Origin of the sequence: Iodobacter ciconiae, assembly GCF_003952345.1 — a bacterium.
Taxonomy (GTDB): Bacteria; Pseudomonadota; Gammaproteobacteria; order Burkholderiales; family Chitinibacteraceae; genus Iodobacter; species Iodobacter ciconiae.
Genome location: NZ_CP034433.1, coordinates 2,520,909 through 2,534,736, shown reverse-complemented (window position 1 = coordinate 2,534,736; position 13,828 = coordinate 2,520,909). Strand labels below are relative to the sequence as shown.

The window sequence follows — 13,828 nt, the reverse complement described above, 5'->3', positions numbered from 1 at the left end:
CACTGATCCGGTGCTCTTCAGTAAGGTGCTTGACCCGGCCGACTTGCCTGCTCCCTGAAGGCATCTATGCAGCACGTCTGGTTTAATAAAACATTTTCCTCTGTCGCGGCCGCGATCCGCCTGATTCGTGAGGCAGATCTTGCTGGCGATTATCATATCGTCTCCAGCCACACCAATCCTTATTCAGCGGCTTTTCAAGAGGCTCATGAATATGTCATTGAGCCTTCCGGCCTGCAGGGTGAAGCCTATCTGGCCTGGTGTTTACAGTTTTGCCTGGATCAGGCTATTACAATTTTTATTCCGGGCAAAGAAGCCGTATTAATCGGTGCAGAGCATGAGCGTTTTGCACAGCAGGGTACACGCGTTTTAGCGGTGGCAGCCCCTGACGTACTGACTTTGATTAATGATAAAGCCGCGTTTTATCGGGCGATTGATCTACCGCTCACCCCGCCGGCAGCGTTTCGTGTGATCGAAACTGCTGCAGAGTTTGAAGCGGCCTACCAAGAATTAAAACAAGACCATTCCAAACTTTGCATTAAGCCGTCTAAATCGGTGTTTGGCCTCGGCTTTGCGGTGATCGAAGAAGAGCGCTCTTGCGCGCAGTTATTGGTAGAAGGCGCTCAGTATCAGATTGGCTTTGATGATTTGCAGCGTGGCTTTGCCGCCATGGGCACTTTCAAAACCATGATTCTGATGGAATATCTGGATGGACATGAATATAGCGTTGATTGTGTGGGTGACCATGGGCGCTTGATTTGTGCTGTGCCGCGTAAAAAGATGAAGCAAGCGGGTCGTGGCCAGCTGATTGAGATGCGCAGTGATATTTTGGAGAGCGTCACTCAACTGGCTAAAACCCTGGGTTTAAACGGCAATTTCAATGTGCAATTCAAGGAAAGAGCGGCAGGTCTGGGTTTATTAGAAATTAATGCCCGGATGTCAGGCGGGATTGCCATGGCTTGTCTGGCTGGCCCCAATTTGCCTTATCTGGCCTTGCGTGGTTTTGATCGCGGTTTTGATAATGTGCAAGTACCTGAAATTCACAACGGCATGCGAGTGGCCGAATTAGGCCGGGCTGCGGAGCTGCAATGAGCGATGCCCAAGTAATTAGGGTTGAATTGCCCACCGGCCTGATGGAATTAAGCACGGATGCAGGCGCATTCAGTGTGGATGAGCTGATGGGCTTTGCCGCAAGGGCTAATGTCAAGCGCGGCTTTTTGTTTTTAAGCAAAGTGCTGGGCAAGCACTGGCCGGTGCGCCCCGCCGCAATGCGCCAAATTCATGAACATCTGGCGCAGCAAGTGCCTGCTGATTTACCCGGCCCGCTGGTGTTTATCGCCATGGCCGAAACGGCGATCGGTTTGGGGCAAGGCGTATTCGAGGCATTTAAAAAAGCTCATCCTGCTGTTGAAGCGTTGTTTGTACATACTTCGCGCTACCACGTGGGCGGTGCAGAGATCATCGAGTTTTCTGAAGCGCACAGCCACGCGCCACGGCAGTTTTTGCATATGCCGCAGGATGAAACGCTGCGTTTGTTGCTGCTCAATGCCCGATCCCTCGTCTTGGTTGATGATGAGGCCAGCACCGGTAATACCTTTTTGAATTTAAGTCAGGCTTGCCGGGTGCTTAATTCCAGGATTGAACATGTGCATCTGTGCACCATTACTAATTTTATGGGACAGGCGGCTAATCAGGCATTGTCGCAGCGCTTTGGGATACCGGTCTCGATTGCGGCGGCACTGAGCGGCGAGTACTGCTTTACGCCGGGGCAATTAGAATCCTTACCCGGGGCAGCGCAAGTTTTTGAAGCGCACGCCGATCGGGGTGCTAACGCTGGCTTTGGCCGTTTGGGCCTAGATCGGCCCTTGTCTGCACCAGCCGGCTTTGCTGCAAAGCTTGCTGCCAGCTTTCGGGCTAATGAGCGGGTTTTAGTGTTGGGCACCGGCGAATTTATGCATCTGCCTTTTTTGTTGGGCTGTGCCTTGGAAGCGCGGGGCGTGGATGTGCAGGTGCAATCGACTACCCGTTCTCCCATCCTGAAATGGGGCGCGGTCAGCGAGGCGATTACTTTTGCTGATAATTATGGCGAAGGGGTGGCCAATTACATTTATAACGTCACACCCGGCCAGTACGATCAGGTGCTGATTTGTCACGAAACGCCTGCGAATGCCGCTCTTTTATCTACTGCGCAGGCCGTAGGTGGCCGTTTATTTCATTTTTTATCTGAGACTCATATTGAAGAAATTTCTGTTCGTTGATTTAGATGACACGTTGTTTCAGACACTTGGCAAATGCGCAGGCGTGGCTGGTTTACAGCCGGTTGGCTATCTGAAAGACGGCGTGGCCATTTCATTTACCACCCCGCGTCAGCGGGCATTCTTTGAAATGATGAGTGCGTCGATGACGCTGATTCCAAGCACGGCACGTAATCTGGATGCTTTGCGCCGCGTTGATTTACCGTTTAATAGCTATTCCATTATTGATTACGGCGGCGTAGTGCTTAAGCCTTGTGGTGCGGTGGATGAATTCTGGCTGGAAACCATGCGTGCAGATATGCAGCAAGCGCTGCCCGGCTTACATGCTGCTATGGCGGTGCTTGATGATTACTGCCAAAAAGTAGGCTTTAAGGGCCGCGCCCGTCTGGTGGAAGATTGCAATACGCCGTTTTATGCCCTGATTAAAGACCCGGATAAAATTGACGCCAATCTGGAGCAAATCGATCACGAGGCGCTGCAGCCCTGGGTGGCCGGCGAGGGTAAAGATTTCTTTATTCACCGCAATGGCAATAATTTAGCGCTGCTGCCTAAAACATTAAATAAAGCCCGCGCGGTGGATTATGTGCGCTCTCTGCTGCAAAAAGAGTATGGAGAAATCATGACGATTGGCATGGGTGACAGTCAGTCAGATGCCCGTTTTATGGCGAGTTGTGATTACGCGCTGATTCCGAATGGCACGCAGCTGGCTAAGCTGACTGTTGCCGCTTTATGAGTAATCATGGTTTTTGCGGTAGTTATCGTCCGGATGATGTGTGCTTTTTGCTGAAACGCTTATCGCAACAGCCGTTTATTGATGTGGTAAATAAAGAGTTTCTGATTCAATCGGGAGCGCGCCATTATAGCGAAATGCTATCACCAGAGTCCCTGCCTTCCCCTCGTTATTTGCAGGTTTTTAAGGATGCACTTGCGGCTAACCGTCAACAAATGGCAGAAGATTGTCTAAGGCTGGCAGCGCTGATTGCAGCAAGACGCAGCGGGCCGGTTACGCTGGTTTCTTTGGTGCGTGCTGGAACGCCCGTTGGCGTGATTCTAAAGCATCTTTTACAGCGTGTATTAGGTCGGGAAGTGGTGCATTACTCGGTGTCGATTATCCGTGATCGTGGCATTGACACTGTGGCTTTGCAGCATATTTTGCAGCAGGGACACAGCCCGGAATCAATCGTTTTTATCGATGGCTGGACTGGCAAAGGCGTGATTTCCTGCGTGCTGGAGCAGGCGGTGGATATTTTTAATCTGCAGCATCGTGTTGCTATCGATAGTGGCCTTTATGTTTTGTCTGATCTGGCGGGTACCGCAGCATGTGCGGCTTCGGCTGAGGATTATCTGATTCCGTCAAGCATCCTGAATGCTACTGTTTCTGGCCTGGTTAGCCGCTCGGTACTGAACGACGCAATTGGGCCGGACGATTTTCACGGCTGCGTTTATTACGATGAGTTTGAGTCGCAAGATCAGTCTCAAGCATTTTCTGATGGCCTGGTGGCTGATGCCGTCCGGCTGGCAGAGGAGCAGGGGGTGCCTGCTCCTCTGCCAATTGACCGGGTAAAAATGGCTCGAGTTTCAACTGAATTTTTGCGGGCCATCCAAGCACAGCATGGGATTGAGAATGTAAATTTGATCAAGCCCGGCATAGGCGAGGCTACCCGTGTATTGCTGCGCAGAGTGCCAAGGCTGCTGATTTTACGCGATCCGTCGGTAACCGATGTGGCGCATTTAAAGTTGTTAGCAATAGAAAAAAACGTTCCTCTTCTTGTAGATGCGAGTCTGCCTTATCAGGCGGTTTCCCTGATCGGGAGTGTTTTGGATGGTTGATGGGGCAAGGTTTTTGATATCCGGTCGTATTGCCGTTTGGGCAGAGCAAGGTCAGGTGGGATTTTTGATTTGGAGTGAAATAAATGGCGATTAGCAAAGTGATGGGTGCATCGCTCTACGTGCCTGCAACCCACAAAGATTTACAGCAGATTGCAGATGGTCAATTGCTGGGAGATTTGCGCTCAGTGATTTTTTGTACCGAAGATGCGGTTGCAGAGAGCGAGCTGAGCTACGCACTGTTTAGCCTGTCGCTGGTCTTGCAGCAAATGGTGGAACGCCCTGGTACCGAGCGCTTTGTGCGGGTGAGAAACCCGGAAGTAATGAAGCGGGTGCTGGAGATGCCCGGTGTAGAAAAGCTCACCGGTTTTGTACTGCCTAAAATTACCCATCATAATTTTGATGCGTATTTTCAGCAGGTACGTAAAACACAATTTATGCTGATGCCGACGCTGGAAACGGTAGAGGTGTTTGATGATGCCGAGATGAAGTTATTACGCCAAAGCCTGGAGCGGCCCGGTGTGCGCGATCATATTCAGGCGCTGCGGATTGGCGGCAATGATTTGCTGGCATTGCTGGGTATACGCAGGCCACGGCATGTAACTATTTATAAAACCCCGCTGGGTGCCGTCATCTCAAAGCTGGTGACTATTTTCCGCCCCTATGGCTTTGTGCTCACGGCTCCTGTGTTTGAACACCTGGATAACCCGGCGCTGCTGGCGCAGGAAGTGGAAGAAGACCTGGCCCATGGTATGGTTGGTAAAACCGCGATTCATCCTGGACAGGTGGCTCTGATTGAGCAGCACTACCGTGTGCAGCACCGGGATGTGGATGTGGCGATGAAGATTATTGATGAATCCAGCCCGGCGGTTTTCAGGATGCATGATTCCATGTGCGAAGTCGCCACCCACCGTGCCTGGGCGCACAGCGTGCTGGAGCAAGCAAGGGTGTTCGGGGTACATGCCATGGTGTAAGCGGCGCATAAGAAGACCAAGCCTTGAACCACGGAGGGCTCATTTTCTTACCTCGAATGATCAATTATTTTTCTTCCCTAATTTACCAGAAGCTCGAGAACCATGACAAATTTTACACGCGGACAAAAAGGTAAGCTGGCTGATCTGGGCTGCACAGGTGTGTTTCCTGTGCGCTTGAATATGAATGCTGCAGGGCTGGATATTGATATTACCTGCTTTGGGCTGGACGCCCATGATCAGCTCTCTGATGACCGTTATATGGTGTTTTTTAACCAGAAATCTTGCCCCGGGGATGCGGTGGTGCTGGAGCTGGGGGCGGGTAGCGCTCGTTTTATGACCGATCTTGCCCGCTTGCCTGAGAGCATCCACAAGCTGGTTTTTGCTGCATCAATCAGTGGCGAAGGCACGATGCGCCAGCTGGCTAACAGCAGCATGTGTCTGGGGAATGTGGAATTTGCATTGACTGGGGCTGATTTTCAGGATGAAAAAGCGGTTATTGTGGGGGAGCTTTACCGGCGGGACGGGCAATGGCGTTTTGCTGCGGTGGGGCAAGGATTTAGTGGCGGTTTGTCGGCGCTGCTGAAGCATTTTGGCGGTACGGAAGTTGCACCGGTTGCTGCACCAGCCCTAGCTCCAAAGCCAGTTTCCCTGTCTAAGATCACGCTGGAAAAACGCGGTGATAAGATTTCTTTAGAGAAAAACACTGGCGGTGGTTTTGGCCGTATTCGCGTTAACTTAAACTGGAATCAATCGCCACAGGGAGGGGCTCCTGAAAAGACTGGTTTTTTAAATAAGCTGATGAATAAGCAATCAGTCAATGGTCGGATTGATCTTGATTTAGCCTGTATGTTTCAAATGGTTGACGGCACGCCCGGTGGCGTTCAAGCGCTGGGCAACAGCTGGGGCAGCTTTACACAAGCGCCTTTTATTCACCTGGAGGGAGACGATCGCTCCGGCAGCAATGCGGGGGGGGAGAATATCTTTATCAATGGCGATCAGTTCCAGCATATTAAGCGGCTGGTGATCTTTACTTTTATCTACGAAGGCGCAGCCAACTGGGCGGCAACTGATGGGGTGGTGGTGATCGAAGTGCCGGGCAGAGCGCCGGTGGAGGTTCGTTTGGATCAGGGGAGTAATGCATCAATGTGTGCGATTGCCATGATTGAAAACATAGCGGGTAATTTGCAAGTCACCAAACTGGTAGAGTACTTTGCCCACTCCGCTGGTAAAAGCGCGCATGAGCAGCTTAGTGATCGATTTGGATTTGGTTTGCGGTTTAAGAAGGGATCCAAAGATTAGAGGATATTTTGGGGTAATTTTTCGAAATAGTCCCCGGCCTGCCTTGTACTCTGGATGCTTAACTGCCATTTTTTAAGTAAATAGGCTAAACGTAGCAAATGTTACTATTGATATCAGACTTATCTTTTTAATAGCGAAAAAAAGGGCGATACAAAGATCGCCCTTTTTATTTTTTTAGTTGTGTTTTTTATGATGTAGCGATGCCAGTAATGAAACACCAATTAAGCCTGCGCCAATTAAACCGGTAATAATTTCTGGAATCTCGTGGAATGTACCAATAAACATAATAAAGGCAAGGGCACCAATTGCATAAAATGCACCGTGCTCCAGGTATCTGAATTGATCCAGTGTTTCTTTCTCTACAAACATAATGGTGAGCGAGCGAACAAACATTGCGCCAATACCCAGGCCAATTGCAATAATAAAAATGTTATTGGATAAAGCAAATGCACCAATTACACCATCAAAGCTAAAGCTGGCATCGAGTACTTCTAAATACATAAATGCGGAGAAACCTGTTCTGATTACGGTTGTTTGGCCGTGGTTTTCTTCCCCGCCCAATAAAGAGCCAAATCCGTCAACAATAATGTAAGTGACTATCCCGGCGATAGAGGACAAAATAAAACTAAGCTGGCCATGATCAGCAAGCTGATTAGAAATCAGATAAACAATGATTAAACAGAGACCAATTTCAATTCCCCCCATTTTTCCCATTTTAACCAGAGGAGACTCAACAATATGCAACCAGTGAATCTCTTTCTCCTGATCAAAAAAGAACTTTAAAAATACCATCATCAAAAATGTACCGCCAAAGCCTGCCACTACAATATGGGATGAGGTTAATGCTGAGGCGTATTGTTCCGGCTGGCTAACTGCCATCATTAAAGCGGCCCATGGAGTGAGGTGTGCAATAACGGCCACAATTAGTACCGGGAAAATAACCCGCATCCCAAATACGGCAATGAGCATACCCCAGGTTATAAAGCGTTTGCGCCAGACGGCATCCATATCTTTCAGTACCGTTGCATTGACAACGGCGTTGTCAAAAGAAAGTGATACTTCTAATACCGATAAAATAGCGGCAATAAACATGGCCTTAGGGCCGCCTAACCAGTAGGCTGCGGCCAAACCAAGAAAGGTGACGATAAAGGAGCTTTTAAAAAAGCGCAGATTGGAAAGCATTGATAATCTCAGTGAGTGATAGTGGTGATCGATCCTGCGATTCTAGCAACTGCTTTGTGTTTTGGGTTATATATCATTCTTTAAAATTAAATTTGTGTGAATTCAACCGCTTATGGGCTGTGCATATGGTTAGGTAAATAGTGCTAAAGGTTTAAAATAACTGGCGAGTATGGATTTAGCCGGTAGTATTGATGGTTTTACGGGATGCCGGCTTTAGTAAATTGTGATTGAGTGTAGGTTTAATGATGTAGGGTGTATTTTGTATATTTGGAGTGATTAGCAAGAGAATCTGGTTTTATTCGTGAATGATTCTCTGCTCATTTGTATTATTGATTAGGCTGTTATTGCAGGTATTATTAAAAAGCATTTATGTCTGTTTTTCTATTTAAAATAAAAGTTCATTTACTGTTGAATGCGTTTTTTCTGATCTGGCTCAAAATGTAGTCGTTTTTTATTTGCTACATTTCACTCCCTTCTTGGCTGGGCACGGCGTTAGGTAAGGAAAAACCCCCTGCCAGTATCTACTCAGATATCAATTTTATTTTGAATAAAATCCGGAGTAATAGCATGAAAAAAACTTTGATTGCCGCTATGTTGAGCTTGGTTTCTGTCGCTTCATTTGCGGCTCCGGGTGATATTTTAGCCCGCTTGCGGGTTATTAATGTTGCACCTGCAGATAGCACCGATGGTGCATTAAGTACTCTGAGTGTAGGTGCAGATTCAGATACGACAGCCGAGCTGGATTTCACCTATATGATCACCAATAACATTGGTGCAGAATTGATCTTGGGCACAACTCGCCATGAAGTGACATCAAGTCTTGGCAGCTTGGGTAAAGTTTCTGTTTTGCCTCCCACTGTTACCTTGCAATATCATTTTTCTCCTGAAAGTTTTTTCCGGCCTTATGTGGGTGCAGGCCTGAATTACACCCGCTTTTATAAAAATGATTTGAAAGTAGGTAATCAGGCTTTAACAATTGATAACAATAGTTTTGGCGGTGCATTGCAAATTGGTGCAGACTTTGCGGTAAGTAAAAATATATTTATTAATGTGGACGTGAAGAAGCTCTGGATTAAAACAGATGTGAGTTTGAATGGAGCTGATTTAGGTACTTTGAAAATTAATCCATGGGTTATTGGTTTTGGTTTAGGGACAAAATTCTAAAAATAAGCCATTTGAATCAATGGCAAATCAAAAAATATATTTAAATCAGGCTGATTAGTAAATATATTTTTCAAGTTTATACCGCATGCTGGAGTATCAGTATGCGGTATTTTTTTATGAATTGATTACGCCAGCCACAATGTAATTACAAGGCAGGTATATGGCTATACCCGCTTGGCTTGTGGTCGGGGGAATTTGTTTATTCAGGTTTTAATGCACGTACTTCTGCTTCACTTGAAACCGGGTTTTGAGCGGGGGGAATATAGGCTGCCGGTGCGGCGGCAGGCAAACTGGGAGCGGGTGCAGGGCTGCTGCTTAAAGCATCTATCGCCGCGCCACCCACGGAGGCCACACCTGAAACTCCCGCCTTACCTACATCCCAGGCCATGCCAACGGCTGTGCTGGTGACGCTAACTGCCGCAGCGCCGACGGCGACGACGGCACAGCCGCTTAGGCTAAGAGTACACGCTATGGCTAGAATGAAATTTTTCATTGTTCTGTTTCCTTGCTGCAAAGACGGACAAGCTGGGTGATTTATTAAAAAATGATGTGTTGCATAAAGGATGGGAGGGGCTGGTATTTCTGCGCTCAACGCCCCATTCCTCCTACCTGCTGCGCTAGATAGGTTGCATAGTTGTCTGTCATCCCGCCAATAAAATCGAGTACACGGCTGTAGCTTTCATAGAGAGACCATTCTTTTTGGGGAGCATTGTATTCCATTAAATCAAGAATCCTTTTCATTCTAAAACTCATCTGTGGTGATACTTTTTGCTGGTAAGCTGCATTACAAAAGGCGTTGAGCAGAATATCAAGGCAGGTGAAGGAGCCTACTTCGATTTCGATTTTTCGCCTTTCATTAAAAATCCGGTCACGGGCAAGCTGTTTGGCAGCATTGATGCCATCTCGCATGCTGCTTGGTGTGGCGCTGAGTAAATCGCCCTGAAACTGGCCTTGCATAATGGTGGTGTAGTGCTGCATAAATGTTTCGCTTACATCATGTATACAGCGCTCGATTGCTTTGCCGCGCAATAGCGATATTTTTCGCCGGGCAGATGGGGCTGCGGCAATTTCCAGCTCAAGCAGATCTTGCTCGCCACCGCAAATTTTAATCAGAAGTGGCTCTACCTGCTCGTAGGCCAGCATGCCGATTTCTATGCCGTCTTCCAAATCAAGAATGGCGTAGCAAATATCATCGGCAGCCTCCATCAGGTAGGAGAGCGGATGGCGGGCCCAGCGGTTTTTTCCAAGCATGGGCAGGCCCAGCTCGGTGGCGATTTCCTCCAGGATATTTTGCTCTGACTGATAGCAGCTGAATTTGCCACCGGGCGTCGCATCACTGGAGGTCCAGGGGTATTTCAGTGTGGTGCCCAGTGTTGCGTAGGTGAGGCGCATGCCGCCTTCAAAACGGTGGTTTTCCAGCTGGGTGACTACCCTAAAGCCCTGGGCATTGCCTTCGAAGGTCATTAAATCCAGTCGTTCATTGGTACTCAGATTCTGGAGTAAATAGGCGTGCTGATCACGGCAAAACCAATCGCGAATCGCGTATTCTCCGGCATGGCCAAAGGGAGGATTGCCAATATCATGGGCCAGACAGGCGGCTTGCACGATTGCACCAATATCGTAAGGAGTGATGTGCTGGGGCAGGGTGTATTGCAACCTTTGTCCGACAATGACGCCTAAGCTGCGCCCTACACAGCTGACTTCAAGCGAGTGCGTTAGCCGTGTATGTACGTGATCATTTTCAGTGAGCGGGTGGACTTGGGTTTTGCGGCCCAGGCGGCGAAAAGGGGATGAAAAGACAATCCGGTCGTGATCCTTATGAAAATCACTGCGCCCTGTTTCGTGGGGAAACAAATCATTTCGTACCGTGCCAAGTCGCTTGGCATTAAGCAGCTGCTGCCAGTTCATTATTGCCCCGTCTCATATATATTAGGTTTTGTAGAGCATTGTTTTACGGTTATATGGGTTTTACAGGCTGCAACCGCTGGCAAAACTGTATTAAGTCGCCAGGGCTGAGGGGGCTGCTGAAGTAATACCCCTGGATTAAATTGCAATCGTAGGACACCAGTATCTCCAGAGTGGCCTGATCTTCAACGCCCTCAGCAACTACACTCAGGCCAAGGGTATGAGCTAGCTTGATGACGCTTTCAACGATATGTGCATCTGTTTCATTTTGAATGATGGTGCGGATAAAGCTTTGGTCAATTTTTAATTCATCAATTGGTAAGCGCTTTAAGTAGGAAAGTGAGGCATAGCCCGTACCAAAGTCATCCAGTGCTAATTTGCACCCCAGTGCTTTGAGTGCCTGCAGGCTGTTTATTGTCGCCTCCAGATCTTCGATTGCTGCCGATTCGGTAATCTCAAAAATAATCCGCTCCCCCGGTATATTCCAAAGCTGCAGCGCGTTTTCGACTTCTTGTGCCAGGCGGGAATCAAGCAGATTGGATGGGGTAAGATTGATGCTTAAACTGCCGCTAAGTCCTTGCCTGATCAGCAGGGAAAATTCTCGCAGAGCAGAGTGAATGACACAGCGGGTGAGTTGCGGCATCAGGCCAAGCAGTTCTGCAACCAGTACCGCTTCATCGGGACGGATTGCGCCAAGCTCGGCATCTTGCCAGCGCAGCAGGACTTCGGCTCCTTTGTATGAAGGGCCGTTTGGGCCGGGCTGAAGCTGTGGCTGAAACGCCAGATGAAAACGGTTTTGTGCCAGTGCGTCTCTGAGTGGCTTTTCCAGTTTACCCAGCAGGCGCCCCTGAATATCCCGTTTGGCTTGATAAATGGCAGGCTCTTCATTGCTGCAATGTTTGGCCGCAGCCTGTGCTGCCAGAATTAGTTGTTTGGCGGTTTGTCCGTGCTCTGGCCACAAGGCGATACCAATACGTAGATTGGTTGAATGCTCTGTAAAAGAGTGCGCGAGTAGTTGTTGTGCCCGGTTGGCTGCCAGTAATGAATGCCCTTCTCCTGCCATATTGGGCAGAATGAGCAGCAGGCCGTTTTCTAGGGGATAAAGCCTATCTTCCTGGCGCAGCATTTCATTTAAGGGCTGGCTGGTGTTTGGGCATAAGGATTCAATATGGCCAAATTTGATATAGAGCAGGGCAATGCTGCGTCCGGCTTGGGTATGTCGTTTGGCATTTTCCAGTCCATGGGCTGGTGAGCTGGTTTGCAGGGAAGAAAGCGTGTATTGCTGGGGTTTTGCCAGCTCAGCCAGGCATAGCCGGTCTATGGGTGCATTGGCTTCGGTGGGCAAATATTGCAAAATCAGCTCGCGCCAGCCCAGTAGCAGCAGCGTTGACAGGTTTAGGCCATGAGGGCTAAGCTGTGACCATAGTGCAAGAGCTTTGCCCTGAATCAGAGCCTGAAAATAATCCTGGTAGAGGGTTTGATCTACAGCCTGGCAGTGTGTTTGTATCAGGGTTTCAAGCTGGGGAGTAAATTGCTCGTTAAGTTGATAGCTGGCAAGGATGGCAAGATCGGTATTTGCCGGGGCGTTCTCTTTCATCCCAGGAAATACTCCCGAAGATCAATATTAAAGCTTCCTTGTGGCCATTCTCTGCGAATGCAGATTTCCTGGCCTGCATTCATGACCGGATTAACCATTAAATCCAATAGATTGGGCCGGGCGTGGGGCTGTTTATCTGGCCCTAAAACTAAAAGTATTTTAGGCCTGAGTCTTCTGCTGCGATTTTGCCCTGCCACGATCCCGATATCGCCACTGCTTAGCTCAACTAGGGTGCCGACGGGAAAAATACCAATACATTGGGCAAATTGCTCAACCAGAGCCGGGTGGAAGTATTTATCACTCCACTTGTATAAAAGCTGCAAGGCGGTATGCGAATTCTTTGTTTCGGCATGATTGCGATCGCTGGTCAGGGCGGTAAAGCAATCTACGATGCCTGCCATGCAGGAAAATAAACCAATACTCTCGCCTTTTAAGCCGGCAGGATAGCCGCTGCCATCAATACGCTCGTGATGGCGCGCTACCATATCGTAGACATCAAGTGGTACTTCTTTAATTTGATTCAGAATATCCAGGCTGTGCTTGACGTGTGTTTTCATTATGGAAAACTCGTTGGGCGAGTAAGGACCGCTGTGTTTGAGCAGATTCTCCGGTAATTTCATTTTGCCAATATCAAGCATTAAGCCTGCAAAACCCAGTTTGTGCAGGTCTTCTTGCGGATAGCCAAGGTGCCTGCCAAAGGCCAGCATATAGACAGCGGTGTCGAGCGCATGACCATAGGCGTAGTTGTCGGTGGCCTTTAGTTGAGATAACCAAAGCAGGGCGCTGGGATTGCGGATAATTGAATCAACCATTTTGGAAACAATGTCGTTGATGACTTCTGTTCTGGGCTGTAAATCTTTGCTGATGGCTTCCATTGCGGCTTCTATTACGTCGCTAGCCATGCGATGTACTACTTGAGCCTGGGGGATTTCCTTCTTAATCGGTATGCTGTCAGCATAAATAATAATTTGTGGCTCTGTGTAGGGCTCCTGGGTTTTACTATTCCTTCTTTGTGACCAGAGAGCGAAACGTTGGCGCAATTCTTTGAGCAGGGAGATCTGCTTTTTAATTTCTACAGTTTGGTATTGAAGCTGTGGAGTAAATATTTCCTTATCAGATTTTTGGTCGCTTAAAAATCCCCATTGCTCCCTGCCTCCCGTTGAGCGGTCAAAGTTAACCGTTACAAACTGGCAGTATTCTTTGAGCTGGGCGAGTTGCTCGGAGGTTTCAAGCAGAAACCCTTCCAGCAAAAAGGGCGTGTCTAACCATGGGCGATCAAGTTCGCTGATAAATAGGCCAGCTTGTAAAGCTGAGACGGGAAGGCGTGTTTCCAATTGTATAGGTCTTATCGTGCTAAGGGTTTTGGGCCGTGTATTCGTTTTTTTAGCTGGAGTATGTTGCTCGTGTTGAGCAAAACTAAGCAGGTGTTCTTGTCATTTTGTTTAATTTGCAAGTGGGTGCCAGTTACCTTTTATAAGCACTCCATTAGCATGATTGTAAATGATTCATCGATGTCTGGAGCACTTACCGCGATATTTGGCTACCAATTTTTTGTCTGCAGCTATTTTAGTTATCGAGGGTTTGAGGATGCTATTTTGGGGGGCTAAATCAAACAGAAGCAGCTTAGT

The 13,828-nt window shown here is 48.3% G+C and carries 12 protein-coding genes; 7 read left to right on the top strand and 5 right to left on the bottom strand.

Features of this window, described 5'->3' with window-relative positions:
* The first annotated feature begins 66 nt into the window (after positions 1-66).
* The 6 genes from EJO50_RS10930 to EJO50_RS10905 all read left to right on the top strand — a co-directional run bounded on the left by EJO50_RS10930 (position 67) and on the right by EJO50_RS10905 (position 6,352).
* Positions 67-1,089, top strand: a complete 1,023-nt coding sequence (locus EJO50_RS10930; RefSeq protein ID WP_125974127.1) for an ATP-grasp domain-containing protein — start codon at positions 67-69, stop codon at positions 1,087-1,089.
* Positions 1,086-2,255, top strand: coding sequence for a phosphoribosyltransferase family protein (locus EJO50_RS10925; RefSeq protein WP_125974125.1), 1,170 nt, complete (start codon positions 1,086-1,088; stop codon positions 2,253-2,255). The genes EJO50_RS10930 and EJO50_RS10925 overlap by 4 nt, the downstream gene beginning before the upstream one ends.
* Positions 2,233-2,985, top strand: coding sequence for an HAD family hydrolase (locus tag EJO50_RS10920; RefSeq protein ID WP_125974123.1), 753 nt, complete (start codon positions 2,233-2,235; stop codon positions 2,983-2,985). The genes EJO50_RS10925 and EJO50_RS10920 overlap by 23 nt, the downstream gene beginning before the upstream one ends.
* On the top strand, positions 2,982-4,082 hold the full coding sequence (locus EJO50_RS10915; RefSeq protein ID WP_125974121.1) for a cysteine protease StiP family protein: 1,101 nt from the start codon (positions 2,982-2,984) through the stop codon (positions 4,080-4,082). Before EJO50_RS10920 ends, EJO50_RS10915 begins: the two co-directional genes overlap by 4 nt.
* A gap of 83 nt (positions 4,083-4,165) precedes the next feature.
* The gene (locus tag EJO50_RS10910) at positions 4,166-5,053 is read left to right on the top strand and encodes an HpcH/HpaI aldolase/citrate lyase family protein (protein ID WP_125974119.1); all 888 of its coding nucleotides are present in this window, start codon (positions 4,166-4,168) and stop codon (positions 5,051-5,053) included.
* A gap of 102 nt (positions 5,054-5,155) precedes the next feature.
* Complete coding sequence (locus EJO50_RS10905) at positions 5,156-6,352, top strand: TerD family protein (protein ID WP_125974117.1); 1,197 nt, start codon at positions 5,156-5,158, stop codon at positions 6,350-6,352.
* Positions 6,353-6,526: 174 nt separating this feature from the next.
* On the opposite strand, the gene EJO50_RS10900 is transcribed toward EJO50_RS10905, so the two are convergent.
* On the bottom strand, positions 6,527-7,534 hold the full coding sequence (locus EJO50_RS10900; protein ID WP_125974115.1) for a DUF475 domain-containing protein: 1,008 nt from the start codon (positions 7,532-7,534) through the stop codon (positions 6,527-6,529).
* A gap of 567 nt (positions 7,535-8,101) precedes the next feature.
* On the opposite strand from EJO50_RS10900, the gene EJO50_RS10895 reads away from it, so the two are divergent.
* Complete coding sequence (locus EJO50_RS10895; RefSeq protein ID WP_125974113.1) at positions 8,102-8,698, top strand: OmpW/AlkL family protein; 597 nt, start codon at positions 8,102-8,104, stop codon at positions 8,696-8,698.
* Between the two features lie 199 nt (positions 8,699-8,897).
* On the opposite strand, the gene EJO50_RS10890 is transcribed toward EJO50_RS10895, so the two are convergent.
* The 4 genes from EJO50_RS10890 to EJO50_RS10875 all read right to left on the bottom strand — a co-directional run bounded on the left by EJO50_RS10890 (position 8,898) and on the right by EJO50_RS10875 (position 13,534).
* A complete protein-coding gene (locus EJO50_RS10890) occupies positions 8,898-9,191 on the bottom strand; it encodes a hypothetical protein (RefSeq protein ID WP_125974111.1) in 294 nt (97 codons plus the stop codon).
* A gap of 95 nt (positions 9,192-9,286) precedes the next feature.
* Positions 9,287-10,606: a deoxyguanosinetriphosphate triphosphohydrolase gene (locus EJO50_RS10885; protein ID WP_125974109.1), complete on the bottom strand. Its 1,320-nt coding sequence runs from the start codon at positions 10,604-10,606 to the stop codon at positions 9,287-9,289.
* Positions 10,607-10,655: 49 nt separating this feature from the next.
* On the bottom strand, positions 10,656-12,200 hold the full coding sequence (locus tag EJO50_RS10880) for a putative bifunctional diguanylate cyclase/phosphodiesterase (protein ID WP_125974107.1): 1,545 nt from the start codon (positions 12,198-12,200) through the stop codon (positions 10,656-10,658).
* Positions 12,197-13,534 carry a cyclic di-GMP phosphodiesterase gene (locus EJO50_RS10875; RefSeq protein ID WP_125974105.1) on the bottom strand — a complete coding sequence of 446 codons (1,338 nt, stop codon included), beginning with the start codon at positions 13,532-13,534 and terminating at the stop codon, positions 12,197-12,199. Before EJO50_RS10875 ends, EJO50_RS10880 begins: the two co-directional genes overlap by 4 nt.
* Positions 13,535-13,828: the final 294 nt, after the last annotated feature.

Bases quoted from the DNA above. Each gene is read 5' to 3' on its own strand.
- EJO50_RS10900 (WP_125974115.1), bottom strand. From the start codon at position 7,534: ATGCTTTCCAATCTGCGCTTTTTTAAAAGCTCCTTTATCGTCACCTTT.
- EJO50_RS10880 (WP_125974107.1), bottom strand. From the start codon at position 12,200: ATGAAAGAGAACGCCCCGGCAAATACCGATCTTGCCATCCTTGCCAGC.
- EJO50_RS10890 (WP_125974111.1), bottom strand. From the start codon at position 9,191: ATGAAAAATTTCATTCTAGCCATAGCGTGTACTCTTAGCCTAAGCGGC.
- EJO50_RS10915 (WP_125974121.1), top strand. From the start codon at position 2,982: ATGAGTAATCATGGTTTTTGCGGTAGTTATCGTCCGGATGATGTGTGC.
- EJO50_RS10905 (WP_125974117.1), top strand. From the start codon at position 5,156: ATGACAAATTTTACACGCGGACAAAAAGGTAAGCTGGCTGATCTGGGC.
- EJO50_RS10885 (WP_125974109.1), bottom strand. From the start codon at position 10,606: ATGAACTGGCAGCAGCTGCTTAATGCCAAGCGACTTGGCACGGTACGA.
- EJO50_RS10895 (WP_125974113.1), top strand. From the start codon at position 8,102: ATGAAAAAAACTTTGATTGCCGCTATGTTGAGCTTGGTTTCTGTCGCT.
- EJO50_RS10910 (WP_125974119.1), top strand. From the start codon at position 4,166: ATGGCGATTAGCAAAGTGATGGGTGCATCGCTCTACGTGCCTGCAACC.
- EJO50_RS10925 (WP_125974125.1), top strand. From the start codon at position 1,086: ATGAGCGATGCCCAAGTAATTAGGGTTGAATTGCCCACCGGCCTGATG.
- EJO50_RS10930 (WP_125974127.1), top strand. From the start codon at position 67: ATGCAGCACGTCTGGTTTAATAAAACATTTTCCTCTGTCGCGGCCGCG.